Origin of the sequence: Amycolatopsis benzoatilytica AK 16/65, from assembly GCF_000383915.1 — a bacterium.
Classification (GTDB): domain Bacteria; phylum Actinomycetota; class Actinomycetes; order Mycobacteriales; family Pseudonocardiaceae; genus Amycolatopsis; species Amycolatopsis benzoatilytica.
Genome location: NZ_KB912942.1, coordinates 8,113,404 through 8,128,238 on the forward strand (window position 1 = coordinate 8,113,404; position 14,835 = coordinate 8,128,238).

18 protein-coding genes are annotated in these 14,835 nt (G+C 70.5%); 7 read left to right on the forward strand and 11 right to left on the reverse strand.

Annotation, left to right across the window (positions count from 1 at the left end; genetic code table 11):
- Positions 1-108: 108 nt before the first annotated feature.
- Genes AMYBE_RS0138000 through AMYBE_RS0138020 form a run of 5 tightly spaced genes read right to left on the reverse strand, consistent with a single transcriptional unit; the run spans position 109 to position 3,707 of the window.
- Positions 109-561: a hypothetical protein gene (locus tag AMYBE_RS0138000; RefSeq protein WP_020664639.1), complete on the reverse strand. Its 453-nt coding sequence runs from the start codon at positions 559-561 to the stop codon at positions 109-111.
- Positions 558-1,775: a molybdopterin-dependent oxidoreductase gene (locus AMYBE_RS0138005; protein WP_020664640.1), complete on the reverse strand. Its 1,218-nt coding sequence runs from the start codon at positions 1,773-1,775 to the stop codon at positions 558-560. The genes AMYBE_RS0138000 and AMYBE_RS0138005 overlap by 4 nt, the downstream gene beginning before the upstream one ends.
- A complete protein-coding gene (locus AMYBE_RS0138010; RefSeq protein WP_020664641.1) occupies positions 1,772-2,398 on the reverse strand; it encodes a class I SAM-dependent methyltransferase in 627 nt (208 codons plus the stop codon). The genes AMYBE_RS0138005 and AMYBE_RS0138010 overlap by 4 nt, the downstream gene beginning before the upstream one ends.
- Positions 2,395-3,066 carry a TIGR04282 family arsenosugar biosynthesis glycosyltransferase gene (locus AMYBE_RS0138015; protein ID WP_020664642.1) on the reverse strand — a complete coding sequence of 224 codons (672 nt, stop codon included), beginning with the start codon at positions 3,064-3,066 and terminating at the stop codon, positions 2,395-2,397. The genes AMYBE_RS0138010 and AMYBE_RS0138015 overlap by 4 nt, the downstream gene beginning before the upstream one ends.
- Entirely contained in the window at positions 3,063-3,707 is a 645-nt protein-coding gene (locus AMYBE_RS0138020) for a glycosyltransferase family 2 protein (RefSeq protein ID WP_020664643.1), read from the reverse strand. Before AMYBE_RS0138020 ends, AMYBE_RS0138015 begins: the two co-directional genes overlap by 4 nt.
- A 159-nt stretch (positions 3,708-3,866) precedes the next feature.
- Between AMYBE_RS0138020 and AMYBE_RS0138025 the strand changes: the two genes are divergently transcribed.
- The 3 genes from AMYBE_RS0138025 to AMYBE_RS0138035 are packed head-to-tail and all read left to right on the forward strand — an operon-like array spanning position 3,867 to position 7,017.
- Positions 3,867-5,270 carry a hypothetical protein gene (locus tag AMYBE_RS0138025; protein ID WP_027928443.1) on the forward strand — a complete coding sequence of 468 codons (1,404 nt, stop codon included), beginning with the start codon at positions 3,867-3,869 and terminating at the stop codon, positions 5,268-5,270.
- An 8-nt stretch (positions 5,271-5,278) separates the two neighbouring features.
- Positions 5,279-5,980: a response regulator transcription factor gene (locus AMYBE_RS0138030; RefSeq protein ID WP_020664645.1), complete on the forward strand. Its 702-nt coding sequence runs from the start codon at positions 5,279-5,281 to the stop codon at positions 5,978-5,980.
- Positions 5,977-7,017, forward strand: a complete 1,041-nt coding sequence (locus AMYBE_RS0138035; protein WP_020664646.1) for a sensor histidine kinase — start codon at positions 5,977-5,979, stop codon at positions 7,015-7,017. Before AMYBE_RS0138030 ends, AMYBE_RS0138035 begins: the two co-directional genes overlap by 4 nt.
- Before the next feature lie 22 nt (positions 7,018-7,039).
- Here AMYBE_RS0138035 and AMYBE_RS0138040 read toward each other — a convergent pair whose 3' ends face one another.
- Complete coding sequence (locus AMYBE_RS0138040) at positions 7,040-7,918, reverse strand: MBL fold metallo-hydrolase (protein WP_020664647.1); 879 nt, start codon at positions 7,916-7,918, stop codon at positions 7,040-7,042.
- 20 nt (positions 7,919-7,938) lie between these two features.
- Positions 7,939-9,000, reverse strand: coding sequence for an NAD-dependent epimerase/dehydratase family protein (locus AMYBE_RS0138045; RefSeq protein WP_027928444.1), 1,062 nt, complete (start codon positions 8,998-9,000; stop codon positions 7,939-7,941).
- A 123-nt stretch (positions 9,001-9,123) separates the two neighbouring features.
- Here AMYBE_RS0138045 and AMYBE_RS0138050 point away from each other — a divergent pair, with 123 nt between their 5' ends.
- Both AMYBE_RS0138050 and AMYBE_RS45550 read left to right on the forward strand, forming a co-directional pair.
- A complete protein-coding gene (locus AMYBE_RS0138050) occupies positions 9,124-9,624 on the forward strand; it encodes a MogA/MoaB family molybdenum cofactor biosynthesis protein (protein WP_020664649.1) in 501 nt (166 codons plus the stop codon).
- Positions 9,625-9,677: 53 nt separating this feature from the next.
- The gene (locus tag AMYBE_RS45550; protein WP_020664650.1) at positions 9,678-9,851 is read left to right on the forward strand and encodes a hypothetical protein; all 174 of its coding nucleotides are present in this window, start codon (positions 9,678-9,680) and stop codon (positions 9,849-9,851) included.
- A 4-nt stretch (positions 9,852-9,855) separates the two neighbouring features.
- On the opposite strand, the gene mscL is transcribed toward AMYBE_RS45550, so the two are convergent.
- The 4 genes from mscL to AMYBE_RS0138080 form a co-directional block, all read right to left on the reverse strand.
- Positions 9,856-10,275, reverse strand: coding sequence for a large-conductance mechanosensitive channel protein MscL (gene mscL, locus AMYBE_RS0138060; protein WP_020664651.1), 420 nt, complete (start codon positions 10,273-10,275; stop codon positions 9,856-9,858).
- A gap of 70 nt (positions 10,276-10,345) precedes the next feature.
- The gene (locus AMYBE_RS0138065) at positions 10,346-10,840 is read right to left on the reverse strand and encodes an SAF domain-containing protein (RefSeq protein ID WP_245573442.1); all 495 of its coding nucleotides are present in this window, start codon (positions 10,838-10,840) and stop codon (positions 10,346-10,348) included.
- Between the two features lie 294 nt (positions 10,841-11,134).
- Positions 11,135-11,467 carry an FmdB family zinc ribbon protein gene (locus tag AMYBE_RS44495; RefSeq protein ID WP_084470294.1) on the reverse strand — a complete coding sequence of 111 codons (333 nt, stop codon included), beginning with the start codon at positions 11,465-11,467 and terminating at the stop codon, positions 11,135-11,137.
- A 456-nt stretch (positions 11,468-11,923) separates the two neighbouring features.
- Positions 11,924-12,544 carry a 5-formyltetrahydrofolate cyclo-ligase gene (locus tag AMYBE_RS0138080; RefSeq protein ID WP_020664655.1) on the reverse strand — a complete coding sequence of 207 codons (621 nt, stop codon included), beginning with the start codon at positions 12,542-12,544 and terminating at the stop codon, positions 11,924-11,926.
- Positions 12,545-12,568: 24 nt separating this feature from the next.
- On the opposite strand from AMYBE_RS0138080, the gene AMYBE_RS0138085 reads away from it, so the two are divergent.
- Both AMYBE_RS0138085 and glp read left to right on the forward strand, forming a co-directional pair.
- A complete protein-coding gene (locus AMYBE_RS0138085) occupies positions 12,569-13,474 on the forward strand; it encodes a UTP--glucose-1-phosphate uridylyltransferase (protein ID WP_027928445.1) in 906 nt (301 codons plus the stop codon).
- Positions 13,471-14,835, forward strand: coding sequence for a molybdotransferase-like divisome protein Glp (gene glp, locus AMYBE_RS0138090; RefSeq protein ID WP_020664657.1), 1,365 nt, complete (start codon positions 13,471-13,473; stop codon positions 14,833-14,835). The genes AMYBE_RS0138085 and glp overlap by 4 nt, the downstream gene beginning before the upstream one ends.

Here is a 14,835-nt window from a genome sequence, read left to right on the forward strand (position 1 = left end):
CTCCGACTCGGCACGGAGAGCCTCTCCGCAGGCGGTGAAGTGCCCGCCCCTGCTCCGTCCCAAACGCCGAATTCGCGGGAAAATTCCGGTACCGGAAGAAGACCCAGGTCAACGAGCTGCGCGCGGCCGAATTTTCTGGGCCGCCCGCCGGCTGATCCGAACAAACCGGACTATCGAGGCAAGAAGCACGGCCGCCCACACCGCGGCGAGCGTGAGCAGCAACCCCAGCCAGGTGTTCCCGTCGTGCAGCCCAGGCTTCGGCGGTACCCCGTACGGACGCCACAGCAGCGGAAACGCGACGAACACCAGCACCGCGGTGAGGACCGCCCCGATCTGCACCGGCACCCGCCACGGCTTCGGCAGGAACCGAGCCGCCAGCAGCCCGATCACGGCCGTCGCTGGCGCGAACACCGCGTCGTTGACGATCGGCCCGCCGCCGATCCACAGCACCGTGGTGAGGCTGTCCGGCCACGCGGGCACCGCGTAATCGAGGAACAGCACGATCCCGTACGCCAGCGCCGCCAGGCCTGGCAATGCGAGCAGAATCCGCCCGGTCTTCACCGCACCTCCAGCTTCTCTACCCACTTCGTCTGCAGCACGCCCGGCCGGCTGGGCGCGATCACCCGGCACGGGAAGCCGTGGTCGAGGTTCAGCACCTCGCCGTTCAGTTCCAGCGCCAGCAAGGTGAGCGGGTCCGCGGTGTGCTCGCCGGGCAGCGTGCTGATCCCGTACAGCCCGGTCTTCTCCAACGACGTCACGCGCACCTCCACGCCCGGCTTGCTGCCCACCGCCCGCAGCAGGTCCGGGAACGAGATGCCGCGCCAGGTCGCCAGCTGGCTCCATCCTTCGACGCACGCGATCGGCAGTTCCACAGTGGACTGCGGCAGTGCCCGCAATTCGGTCAGCGTGAACTGCCGCCTCCCCGCCGGTGTCACCACCGACAGCCGCCAGCCGGGATCGAGCGCGGCCCGGGTGACCTGCGCCGCCACCGCGGTGCGGTTGACGGGCAGTTTCTGCGTGCCCTTGTCCGACCGCCAGGACAGCCCGGAGATGCCGCGCAGCGCGGGGACCGTCGCGCCCGCGGTGGCCAGCACGGCGACGCCAGCCGCGACTCCGGTGGTCGTGAGGAATCCGCGCCGCGACAGGCCGTGTCCAGTCGGTTCGGCCGGAGTCGCCTCGCGGCTCAGCGCCCGCCGGATCGCCGGGAGCTTCACCGCGACGTGCACCAGAATCGATCCGATCGCCACCCACGCCACCGCGTAGTGGACCTGCGGGAAGTAGAAGTTCCACGGATAGTTTTGCGCGACGTTCAGCAGTCCCGAACTCAGTTCGAAGAACGCCGCACCGGATAGCACGAGGATCGACAGCCGCTCGACTGCGTGCGGGATGGAGCGCACCAGCGGCCGCTCGAACAGCTTCGGATACACGCTCCACAGCTTGGCCAGCAGCAACGGAATCGCCGCGATTCCGGACAGCACGTGTGCGCCCTGCGTCACCCGGTACAGCCACACCGGACGACTCGGCCAGAAGAACCATCCTGGTGGATGCTGGATGAGGTGGCTCAGCAGCCCGGTGGCGAAACAGATCAGGAACGCGAGCCCGAGCAGACCGCCGACTCGCGCGGTCGCCCGTTCGCCGTGCGCACCGCCCTTGAACCGGTCCGGCCTCGGAACCCGGCGATCGATGGCCTTGGCGCGCTCGCCGATCTTGGCCTGCGCGTGGGAGACCCGAGCGTCGATTCCGCGCCACGCGGTGGTCAGCCGTCCGGGTTTCATGCGCGCACCAGCCTGGCGAACCAGCGGTGTCCTCGGTTGACCGTCCAGGCGACCCGGAAGCCGGTCCGGGTCGCGACTTCGGCGATGGCGTCGACGCCGACCCAAGCCCAGGTGAACCACCGGCCGGCGGGATCCGGCCGCAGCCGGACGTGCTCGCGCCGCAGGCCGTGCCCAGGTGCATCCAGCTCCAGGAGAACGTCGCCGGTCGGGCTGAGCAGATCGCGGAGCCGACGCAGCAGCGCATCGGGATCGCCGCCGATCCCGATGTTGCCGTCGGCCAGCAGTGCGTGACTCCACCGACCTTCGCCGGGAAGCTGCCGAAAGACATTGCGCTGCAGTGCGCTTGCCCCGCGCCGACGAGTCAGCCGCACCGCGACGGGGGACGTGTCCACGCCGAGGGCCACCACTCCTCGGCGAGCTAAGGCAGCCGTGAGCCGGCCCGGCCCGCAGCCGACGTCGATCGTCGGGCCCGCACACGCGTCGAGCAGAACGGCGTCGCCAGCGCTGTTGTCGTCCGCCCAGCGGCCGACCGGCAGCTCGATCCGGCTGCCGTTCGACAGTTCCAGCCAGCAGTGCTGGCCGAGCAGCCCGCGGTCGAATTCCCGTCCTGTCGCGAGTTTCACGCCGCCGCTCCCACCGCGTCGACCGCCGCCGCGAACCTGCTGCCCGGCCGCCCGGCGGCGACCTTCCGCGCGTCCGGCATGGTGTCCACATCGGACAGTACGGGCAGTTCGCTGACTCGCAGCCCCGCGCCGCGGAGCGCGGCCAGAGTGCGGTAACCGGTGTCCGGCTGCGACATCGGCACCCCGGCGAGCACCTGCGCCTGCCTTGGATCGGCGAGACCGAGGCCCCACCAGCCGCCGTCTTCCGCGCCGCCGAGCACGGCCGAGCTGTTGCCGGCGAGCACCGGCGCGATCGCCGAGGTCAACAAGCCTGGGGAGACCTGTGGCGTGTCCATGCCGATCTGCAGCACCGGCAGTCCGGTGTGCACGGCGGCGGTGTCGGCGTGCGCGTTGGCCAGCCGGGTGCCGAAGTCCCAGCCCCGTTGGGCGATCACAGTGGCGTTCCGCAGCGCTCGGCCGATCTCGGTGCCTCGCGCCGCGGCACCGAGTTCGCCGGTCATCGCCACCACCGGGAGCGCGCCGTCGGCGGCGAACGCGGCGGACAACGTGTCCAGCAGAGCACAAGCCGCGATCTCCGCGGCCTGTTCTGCGGTAGCGGGCGGGCACAACCGGGTTTTCGCGAAGCCCGGCACCGGAGCCTTCGCGACAATCAACAGACAGAACGTCATCGGACCAGCACCCGCCCGAAGTCCCGCGCGGCTCGCCACGTTCCGCGCACCGAACCGGACACCTTCGATTTCGTGCCCTTCGCCCGCTCCCGGTATGCGATGTCGAACTCCCGGACCGCCCAGCCGGCGCGCTGGGCCTTCACCAGCAGTTCGAGCGGATAGCCGAACGCGCGGTCGGCGATGCCGAGTTCCAGCAGGTCCCCCCGCCGCACCGCCCGCAGCGGCGCGATGTCCCGCACCGGCAGACCTCGCGACCGCAATAGCAGTGACAGCAGGGCATTCCCGGCTCTGGCGTGCCACGGCCAGACCGCGCGGGACACGGGCACCCGCCGTCCCACCGCGAGGTCGGCGCCGTTCTCGACGGCCGCCACCAGCCGGGGCAAGTCGGCCAGGTCGAGCGAACCGTCCGCGTCGGCGAAACAGACGATGTCCGCCGTCGAACTCTCCAGCCCGGCATGGACCGCGGCACCGTAGCCGCGGCGCGGTTCGTCGACGACCTTCGCGCCGTGGGCGGCCGCGATCTCGGGAGAACAGTCGCGGGATCCGTTGTCCACGACGATCGCGCGATATCCTGGCGGCAGCCCGGCGAGCACGCCCGGCAGCGCGGCCGCCTCGTCGAGGCAGGGCAGGACGACGTCCACTCCGAATTCGTTCACGAGGCGTACGCTAGGTCTGCAAAGGACAGTGCAAAACCCTTGTAGTGCTTACCAAATCGTGACGGACTGCCAGATCTTACCGAGTTCTCACGGATCCCTCCGCCCGCCGTCGGAGCACCGCCAGCGGCGTTATCGTGGCCGGTGATGAGCGAGTCGACCAAGACTGCCCGGCTCGCGGAGCCGCGCCCTCCCGTTCCCGTCCGGCCTCGGTTTCGGGCCGATCTCGTGACGATCGGCGTCGCGCTTCTGGTGATCGCCGCCGCCACCGCCGTTGGCCTGTATTACAACCGTCCTGGTTCGGACGTGGTGATCTATGCGTTCGCGCCGCCGTTATTCGCGCACTGGCTTCCGCACGTCGGCCCTGGCTCGGTTTTCGCGGTTCTGATCGCCGCTGGAGTAGTCCTGCACGGCCCGGCTCTCGCTGCTCGCCTGCCCTGGCGGCGCGCTCTCGCCGCCGGCTACGCGACGTCCCTCGCCTGGATTTTCTCGCTCGCGATGGTGGACGGCTGGACGCGCGGGTTCGCCGGCCGTCTGACCACCGTCCAGGAGTACCTGCACGAAGTCCCGGGCATCACGGACATCCCGCGCTTCCTGCGCGAGTTCTCCTCGCGCATCCTCGACTTCCAGCCCAACTCCTGGACCACTCACGTCTCCGGCCACCCGCCAGCCGCGACGCTGGTGTTCGTATGGCTCGACCGGCTCGGCCTCCGCGGCGGCGGATGGGCGTCCACGGCTGTGATCTTGGTCGGGGCGCTGGTCGCGGTCGCCGTGCCCGCGACGGTCGGATTGCTCGGCCGCCTGGCCGCTGCTCGGGCCGCGCTGCCGTTTGCGGTGCTGAGCCCAGGCGCGGTGTGGCTGGGCGTGTCCGGCGACGGACTGTTCACCGGGGTGACGGCCACCGGTATCGCGTTGCTCGCTCTTGCCGCAGTGGGCTTCCGGGACCGCCGTGGTTATGCCTGGCCTGCGGCATTGGCTGCCGGGGTGCTGGTCGGCTTCGGCATTTTTCTCTCCTACGGCCTCATCTTGCTGGGCTTGGTCGCGCTTGCCGTCGCGGTGCTCGGCAGGCAATGGCGCGCGACGCTGGGTGCTGTGGTCGGGGCCCTGGCCGTGGTCGGAGTGTTCGCATTGGCCGGATTCTGGTGGCTGGACGGCTATCACCTCGTGGTCGAGCGCTACTACCAGGGCGTCGCGCTCGTGCGGCCGTATTCCTACTGGGTGTGGGCCGATTTGGCCGCGGTAGCCGTCGCCTGCGGACCGGCTGTGATCGCGGGTGCCCGGCGAGGGGTCGTGGCGGCGGCCTTCCTGCCCACTCGCCGGACGCTCCTGCGCGACCCGGTGCTGCTGATCGTGCTGGCCGCGCTGCTCACGATCGTGTTCGCCGATTCGTCCGGCCTGTCGAAGGCTGAGGTAGAACGGATCTGGCTACCGTTCGGCGCGTGGCTGATCCCGGCCACCGCGCTGCTCCCGGCCGGCCACCGCCGCTGGTGGCTGGCCGGACAGGCGGTGACGGCGCTGGCCGTCAACCACCTGCTGCTGACGAACTGGTGAGGTGAGGCATGGAAGACCAAGCGGGTCGCGTGCTCGTGGTGGACGACGACGAGACAGTGCGCGACGTCGTCCGCCGTTACCTCGAAACCGCCGGCTTCACGGTCGACCAGGCCGGCGACGGCGCGGCCGCGCTCGCCCGGTTCGCCGAACGCGAACCGGACCTGGTGGTGCTCGACGTGATGATGCCCGGTCTGAACGGCCTGGAGGTTTGCAAGCGCCTGCGGCAGACCAGCCACGTGCCGATCGTCATGCTCACCGCCCTCGGCGAGGAGGAGAACCGGATCGCCGGGCTGCAGCTGGGCGCGGACGACTACGTCACCAAACCGTTCAGCCCCAAGGAACTCACTCTGCGGGTGGCGTCCGTGCTGCGCCGGGCCCGGATGCCGCGTCCGGAGCCGCCCATCGCCGAACTGGCGGACGGCAACCTCCGGCTCCAGATGAACGCCCGCCAGGCGACCCTGGACGGCGTGGCGCTGCCGCTGACCACGCGCGAGTTCGACCTGCTCGCGTTCTTCCTCGCTCATCCCGGCGTCGCGTTCAGCCGAGCCGACCTGCTCGGCAAGGTGTGGGGCTGGGACTTCGGCGACCAGTCCACGGTGACCGTCCACGTGCGGCGGCTGCGCGAGAAGATCGAACGAGACCCCGCCAAACCGACTCGGGTCGCCACGGTGTGGGGGGTCGGCTACCGCTATGACGAGGCACAGCCGTGATCGGCTCGGGCGAGTCCGCGTGGGACATGCTCGTCCACGCGCTGCATATTCTTCCGCTCGCGCTGCTGTTCGCGTTGCCGATCGCGGCGCTCGGAGCGCTCGTGCTCTACCTGCTGCGCCGCCGATCGCTGGTCACCACGATGACCGTGCTCGTGCTGACGCCGATCGCCGCGATGCTGGTCGGCATCCTGGGCGTAAGCGGCTTCATGTTCACCGAAGCCTTGACCACGGAAGTGCTCGTCTGCCTGTTGGTCGCCTTGGTGGCGGTGCCCGCGGCGATGATCCTCGGCCGGATCATCGCGCGGCGCAGCGTCTGGGAACGCGAGGCTCGCGAACGCGAACGCGCGGCTGAGGCGTCACGTCGCGAGCTCGTGGCGTGGATCAGCCACGACCTCCGCAGTCCGCTGGCCGGCATTCAGGCGATGGCGGAGGCATTGGCCGACGGCGTGGTTTCCGAACGCGCCGAGGTGGCCGATTACGCCCAGCGCATCAGCGGCGAGACCACCCGGCTGTCCGGCATGGTCGGCGACTTGTTCGAGCTGTCCCGGATCACCGCCGGCGCGCTGGAACTGAGCATGTCGGCGGTGCCGCTGCGCGACGTCGTGAGCGACGCGGTCGCCGCGCAGTCGCCAGTGGCCGACCGGAAACGCGTGCGGGTCCTGGAGAACGCTTCGGCGTGGCCGGTGGTGTCCGGCAGCGACCCGGAGCTGGCGCGGATCGTGCGGAACCTCGTCTCCAACGCCATCCGGCATACGCCGCCGGACGGCACGGTCGCCGTGCAGATCGGCATCGACGGAGATCAGGCGCTGCTCGCCGTGGACGACGGCTGCGGCGGCATCCCGGACGACGAGATCGGCCGGGTCTTCGACGTCGCCTTCCGCGGGACGCAGGCCCGCACCCCGGACCGCACCAGCGGCGGCGGGCTGGGCCTGGCGATCGCGAAAGGGCTGGTCGAGGCGCACCGTGGCCGCATCGGCGTGCGGAACCACGGCCCAGGATGCCGCTTCGAGGTGCGGTTGCCGCTGGCGGCCTCCTGAGCTGTCACTCCACTCTGGACAGTCAGGACGCGGCGACTGCCGAGACCGGCTCCACGGTGCGGTCGGCCGCGATCCGGAAGAACGGCTCGTCCGGGAAATGCGCCGCGACGATCGTGCCGGTGCCGGCGACTTCGCCCAGCCAGCGGCGGCGGGTCAGCTCCGCCTGTCCCGGGTCCACGTCGGACGCCGCGCTGATCGCCGGGTCGGTCAGCTGCGCGGGAATCTGGAAAACGTCGCCGAGCAGAACCGCGCGCCGGTCCTGGTCCGTCACTTCCAGCACGTAATGCCCTGGCGTGTGCCCGGGTGCGTGCCGCACGGTGACGCCCGGCGCGATGCTCTCGCCGTCGATCAGCACGCGCAGCTTGCCCTTGGCCCGGAGTGCTTCCAGCGCGACGCGGCCGCGATCGTGTCGCCCGGCGGGCTCGACGAACGCCGCCCAATCCGGTGCGCCGTAACGGACTTCTGCGTTCGGGAAGTACGGCTCGCCGTTCGGCGCGACCCAGCCGACGTGGTCGGCATGCAGGTGTGTCAACACGACAATGTCGATGTCTTCGCGGGAAACGCCAGCCTCAGCTAGTGCGGCGGGCAGCCCGCCGCTGTGTTCGGACTCGGCTGGCTCGGTCAGCGGGTGCAGCTTTTCTCTCGAGTGCTGCGGCAGATGCGGCGCACCAGCCGCGCGCGGGCCGAAGCCGGCGTCGACCAGGACAGCACGGCTGCCCGCCCGGACCAGGAAAGCGCCGGTGACGACCGGAACTGTGCTCGGCGCAGAGCGTTTGCCCTGGAGCCCCGGGAAGAACGAGGACGGCAGGTGCAGCCGCCCGTCGGTCAGTGCGTGGATTTCGATGTCCCCCACCGCGATGGAACGCATGCCCAGCATCAAGATCCGGCGCAGCCGATTCATTCCGGAACGTGATCTTCACCTCATCGGGTGACCGGGGCGCGCAGCTCCGCGGTGGCGAACGCGGCGATGCCGTCTTCGAATGACGTTTCCGCGCTGAATCCGAGCAGCTCCCGGGCCCGCGCCGGGTCGGCGACGACGTGCCGGACATCGGCCGGCCGAGCGCCGCCGACGATGCGCGGTTCAGGCCCGCCGCAGGCGCGGGCCAGCTCCCGGGCCAGGTCGCCGACGCTGTGCGGCTGTCCGGAACAGACGTTCAGCGGCGTGAGATCCCCCTCTGGACCGGCGCTGCGGAGCGCGAGGACGTTCGCCCGGGCTACGTCGTCCACGTGTACGAAATCCCGTTGCTGGCGTCCGTCTTCCAGCACGGTCGGCGCCTCGCCTCGCTCCAGCGCGGACCGGAACAGCGAGGCCACCCCGGCATATGGTGTGTTCTGAGGCATCCGCGGGCCGTACACGTTGTGATAGCGCATCGCCCAGACCGTGCCGCCGGTCTGACGCGCCCAGGCGCCCGCCAGGTGCTCCTGGGCCAGCTTCGTTGCCGCGTAGGTGCTTCGAGGCAACAACGGAGCGTCTTCGGGCACGAGTTGCCAGCCCAACTCGGCACCGCATCGCGGGCAGGCGGGATCGAACCGTCCGGCGTCCACATCGGACTGCCGGCGGGGCGCTGGTGGGACAGTGCCGTGCTCCGTGCACAGATAGCGTCCCTCGCCATAAACGACCATCGACGAGGCGAGCACGAGTTTGCGCACCTTCGCGGCGTGCATCGCGGCCAGCAGCACGGCGGTGCCGTAGTCGTTGTTCAGTGCGTACGAGGGCGCGTCGGAGGGGTCGACGCCATGCCCGACGACGGCGGCCTGGTGGCAGACCGCATCGACGCCATCGAGCAGCTCAGCGACTATTTCGGCGTCGGTGACATCGCCGCGCAGGAAGCGGTGGCGACGCGTGTACTCGGGCGGTGCGGTGGAGCCGTGCGCAGTGGACAGGAGGTTGTCCAGCACGACGCCTTCGTCGCCTTCGTCGGCTAGCTGGTCGGCGATCCTGGACCCGATGAACCCGGCGCCGCCGGTGAGGAGCACTCGCACCCGGCTGACGTTAGGCCGCGCGGCCAGGTCCGCGCGGCGCCCGCGTGGACCACGTCACCGAATCGTCAGAAATCACCGGGCCCGTGGCGGCGAAGAAGGTCCGGAACCGGATACGGTGTCGGCATGGAGCGGAGCGCACAGCGGCTGGGCCGGGCACTCGTGGTCATCGTGGACGACCGGGTCGCGCACGGCGAACACGAGGACAATTCCGGGCCCCTCGTCACCGAGTTGCTCGAGGAAGCCGGGTTCATCGTGGACGGCGTCGTGGTCGTCGAAGCCGAGACCGCGGGCATCCGCAACGCGCTCAACACGGCTGTGATCGGCGGCGCGGACCTGGTGATCACGGTCGGCGGCACCGGAGTGTCGCCGCGCGACCGCACCCCGGACGCCACCGCCGGGGTGCTGGACCGCCCGATCCCGGGCATCGGCGAGGCCCTGCGCGCCTCCGGGCTCGCCGCGGGCGCGGTCGACGCCGGGATCTCCCGCGGCTTGGCCGGCGTCTCGGGCAGCACGCTGGTGGTCAACTTGGCCGGTTCGCGTGCCGCGGTGCGCGACGGCATGGCGACTCTCTCGTCGCTGGTCCCGCACGTGATCGACGAGCTCTCCGGCCTCGAAGAGGTCTGAGCTCGCGCGGTGTCTCTCTGCACTTGTCAAACAGCGAGTGGGACGATGGACGCATGCCGCACGAGGAACCGCGTCCGCCGGTGACCGAGGCCCAGCGTCGCCGCCGGGTCGACGAGATCTTCGGCGACGTGCTGCCGGAGACCACGTCCGATGAGCGGGGCCGGGGCCCGGAGACCACGCCGGATTCGTGGTATCTCGAGAACCGGCCCCCGCATCACGATCGGTGACCCCTCAGCGTCCGTGCCGGGAGGGGCCGTCGCCCTGTTGCGCGCGCAGCAGGTCCCGGATCTCGGTGAGCAGCTCGACGTCCGTCGGCTCCGCCGGGCCGGGTTCCTCGCCGCGCTTGCGGCGCTCCTGCACGTGCTTGAGCGGAAGCACGATCAGGAAGTAGACGATCGCGGCGACGATCACGAAGTTGATCGCCGCGTTGATCACGCTGCCGAAGTCCATGAAGGTCGCGTCGTTCCCGCGCAGGACATTGAAGCCGAGGCCCTTCGCCGCGTCGGTCCCGCCCAGCGCACTGATGAGCGGCTTGATCAGGCCGTTGGTGAACGCGGTGACGATCGCGGTGAACGCGGCGCCGATGACGACGGCGACCGCGAGGTCGACGACGTTTCCGCGCATCAGGAAGTCTTTGAAGCCTTTCAGCACTGCTGCTCCCAGAGGAACTCAGGACGGGCACCTGGCCGCCGCAAGACAGCCGTCGCCCATCGGGGTCGGGTTAGCGGAGAGTAACCGCTACCGGCCGTTCCAGCGAGGAAGCTGCGACCTGCGTGGCAACCTGCGGCGGCACCGCCACCAGCACCAGTGGACCCTGTTGTGGCGGGCCCCATGATCGGCCGCCGGACTCGCCGGACCGCCGAACGGTGACCACCACAGCCCCTCTGGCCAGCACAGACGCAGAATTTGTGGTACTCGCGCCCGCGATGACGTCGACGCGCTGACCTGGCTGGAGCAACTCCGCGACGGCCGAATCCGCGATCCGGACGGCGACCGTGACGGCGCCGGGTTCACCCGATACGGGGAGACTGTTGCCGACCAGTCGGACGTCTGTGATGGGTTCGCCGGATCGGGCAGCGCCGGACAAAAGCCGCCCGGTTACGGCGTCTGCTGACGAAAGCGAACCTGCCGGACGGAGATGGTCGGGCAGTGCGACGGCGCGTACGTCTGCCGTGCGCAGGACTGAGCCCGCTGGCAGGTCGTGCGCTGCTACCACGGTCGAGGTGGCCGGTGCGCCGCGCGCGGAGGGCGGCAGGAACAGGACGACCAGGCCGGCCAAGAACAGTGTTCCGGCGAGCCAGCGGCGGAGCAGCCGGGCTCGCCGGCCGCGCAGCAGACGCGGATCAGGCAGCGAGGACAGGCGGCGGAGCAAGGTGTTCAAGGTCGTCCCCTCGTCGGTTCCCGTGCGGCGGGATGCCGCACGAATCCGACGTTAAGGACGCCGCGGACCGGCCGGAAGAGCCGATTCGCCAGCCTGTGGATAACTGGCCCCTTGTGGATAACTCGGGGGTCAGGAAGGCGTTGAAGCCGTTTTCGTCGTGCTCGAGGAGGAAGATGAGGACGAGCTCGAGGACGAAGACGTCGACGAAGAGGAGGTGGTGGACGACGAGTCGGACTTGCCGCTCTCGGTCTTGGCCGGGGTCGCAGCGGTGCTCGACTTGCCCGCGTCCCGCGAATCCGTGCGGTAGAAACCGCTGCCCTTGAAGACCACCCCGACCGAGCTGAAGACCTTGCGCAGTGGACCGGAGCACTGCGGGCAGATGGTCAGGCTGGGGTCGGAGAAGGACTGCACCGCCTCGAAGCGGTGGTCGCATTCCTTGCAGGCGTACTGATACGTGGGCACTGAAGCTCCTTCATGCGCTGGCACTCGACCTACAAGAGTGCTAACCCAATTGTGCTGGACGGCATTCCTCCAGCGCAATTCCCCCTTGCTCACATTGCCACGTGGAGCGGGGCGGGGCGGGTTCGTGCTGGTCAGGGTGGTCGAGCGGACGCCCGGCCGGGCAACGGTGGCTGGTCAAGCCCGGCTCAAGACCGCAGTCGGGTCAAGACCAGAGCCAGGTCAAGACGGCAGTCGGGTTAACACGGCGGCTGGGTCGAGACGCCTGGCGGGTCGAGACGGTGGCTGGGTCGAGACGCCTGGCGGGTCGAGACGGTGGTTGAGGCGAGACGGTGGCTGGGTCGAGACGCCTGGCGGGTCGAGACGGTGGTTGAGGCGAGACGGTGGCTGGGTCGAGACGGTGGCTGGGGCGAGACGGCTGTCGGGTTGAGACCGCCCTGGGTCACGACCGCAGCTGGGTCAAGACCGCGGCCCGGGCCAAGCCGGGCAGCTGGGTCGGGATGGCAGCCGGATCAAGCCGGCGGGCGTCAATGCGGCTGTCATCGGCACGTCGTGCGGTTCGGAGGGCAACTGGTCGACGACCTCCGCCGTGCGCACCACCGCCAGTCGCTGGACGTCTGGGGCCGCTGGCAGGGTGCGGTCGTAGTAGCCGGCACCGCGGCCGAGCCGGGTGCCGTGGCGGTCGACGGCCAGCGCTGGGATCAGCAACACCTCTGCCGACGCGACTGCCGACGTCCCCAGGCGCGGGCCGGACGGTTCTCGGACCCCGCGCAGACGGCCGGGGACCAACGCGTCCGGACCGGTGTACTCGGCCCAGTCGAGGGGGCCTGGCGTGTCCGGAATCACCGGCAGCAGGACGCGGGCACCGGTCGCGGCCAGTGCGGCTACCAGCGAGATCCGGCCGGGTTCGGTGCCGAACGGGAGGTACGCGCATACCGTTTGCGCAGCAACTGAGGCCGCCGCGGAAGCGAGCGCGGCTGCTTCCCGGGCGTGGTCTTCGGGGGGCAGTTCGGCGCGGGCTTGAAGGATTCTCGCCCGCCACTCCGCCTTGCTCGGGGTCTCATTGCCCGGCGCGTGCATGAGACCAGGTTAGGCTTTGCGCCCATGACGGGCGCCTCAACCACCCAGACCTTCAGAACCGCCATCGTGCCTGCGGCTGGCCTCGGTACGCGATTCCTGCCGACCACGAAGGCAGTGCCGAAAGAGCTGCTCCCGGTGGTCGACACACCGGGGATCGAGCTCGTCGCCACCGAAGCGGCGAATGCGGGCGCGAAGCGGCTGGTGATCGTCACCTCACCGGGCAAGGAAGCAGTCGTCCGGTACTTCGAGGCGAACCCGGGCCTGGAGAAAACCCTCGAGGACAAGGGCAAGACCGACCTGCTGGCCAAGGTCCGTCGCGGGCCGGGCCTGCTCGACGTCGAGGTGGCGATCCAGGAACAGGCCCTCGGGCTCGGGCACGCGGTCGCGCAGGCCGAGCCGAACCTGACCGACGAGGACACCGCGGTCGCCGTGCTGCTGCCGGACGACCTGGTGCTGCCCGCCGGGGTCCTGGACCGGATGTCGGCGGTGCGCGCCCAGTTCGGCGGAAGCGTCCTGTGCGCCTTCGACATTCCGAAGGAGCAGATCTCGCCGTACGGCGTGTTCGACGTCAGCGACACCGACGACCCGGACGTCAAGCAGGTCCACGGCATGGTCGAGAAGCCCAAGCCGGAGGACGCGCCGTCGACCTACGCCGCGGCCGGGCGGTACCTGCTCGACCGGGCGATCTTCGACGCGCTGCGCCGGATCGAGCCGGGTGCGGGCGGCGAGCTGCAGCTCACCGACGCGGTCGCGCTGCTGATCCGCGAGGGACATCCGGTGCACATCGTCGTCCACCGCGGGGGGAGGCACGACCTCGGCAACCCCGGCGGATTCCTGCGCGCCGCCGTCGATTTCGCGCTCGAGGACCCGGAGTACGGGCCTTCGCTGCGTACCTGGCTGACCGAACGGATCGGAAACGATCGCCCATGACGGACTCCCTCGACACCACCCCGGCCGAAGCCCCGGCGGAAGCCTCGGCCGACACGACGGCCGAGACCACCGTCGAACCCCAAGCGGAACCCGTGGCCGGCACCGTCGCGACGGAGGAATCCGGGGAGCTGACCGACTTCCGCTCGGTCGACGCGCAGATCGCGCTGACCCTGGACTCCGCCGTGCGCCCGCGGCCGGTGCGGGTCGCGATTTCCGAGGCGCAGGGCCTGCTCTGCGCGGAGGAAGTGGTCGCCGAACACGCGCTGCCCGGTTTCGACCAGGCCGCGGTTGACGGGTACGCGGTGCGGAGCGTCGATGTGCGCACGGCCGGGGAAGCGCCGATCCAGCTGCCGGTCGTCGGCGAGATCGCGGCCGGTTCGCGACAGCCCCGGCGGCTGCAGCCCGGCCAGGCGGTACGGGTCGACACCGGCGCGCCGCTGCCAACGCTGGCGGACGCGGTCATCCCGACCGCCTACACCGACGGACACCAGGCCAAAGTGACCGTGAGCCGCTCGGTGCCGTCCGCCGGCTACGTGCGGCGGGCCGGCGAGGACGTGCAGATCGGCGACGTCGCGGTCCGCAAGGGCGACACCATCGGTTCCGCGCAGGTCGGCCTGCTGGCGGCGGTCGGACGGGCGAAGGTGCTGGTCTACCCGCGGCCGCGGGTGTCGATCGTGTCGGTTGGCGATGAACTGGTGGACATCGACCGGACGCCGTCGGTCGGCCAGGTCTACGACGTCAACTCCTACGCGCTGGCCGCGGCCGCGCGCGACGCCGGTGCCGAGGTCAGCCGGGTCGGCATCGTCCCGGGCGACCCGAAGCGGCTGCGCGAGGTCGTCGAAGGACGACTGCTGATGTCCGAGATCGTGGTCGTCGCGGGCGGGGCCGGCGGCGCGTCCGGCGACGAGGTGCACGCCGCGCTGTCCGACCTCGGGCACATCGACATGACCCGGGTCGCGATGCACCCCGGTTCGGTGCAGGGCTTCGGCCGGCTCGGCCCGGACTCGGTGCCCACGTTCCTGATCCCGGGCAACCCGATGAGCGCGCTGGTGGTGTTCGAGGTGCTGGTGCGGCCACTGATCCGCACCGCGCGCGGCACCCGCAACCCGCACCGCCGGGTGGTCGGCGCCCGGCTGCTGTCGTCGATCACGTCGACGAAGGGCCGCCGCGGCTACCTGCGCGGCCAGTTGCTGCGCGACGAGGCGAACGGCGAGTACCTGGTGCAGCCGCTCGGTACCGCGGGGGCGCATCTGCTCGCGTCACTGGCCGAGGCGAACTGTCTCATCACGGTCGAGGAGGACCTGACCGAGGTGGCCGCGGGCGAGCAGGTCAAGGTCACTTTCCTCGCTCAGCGCGCCTGA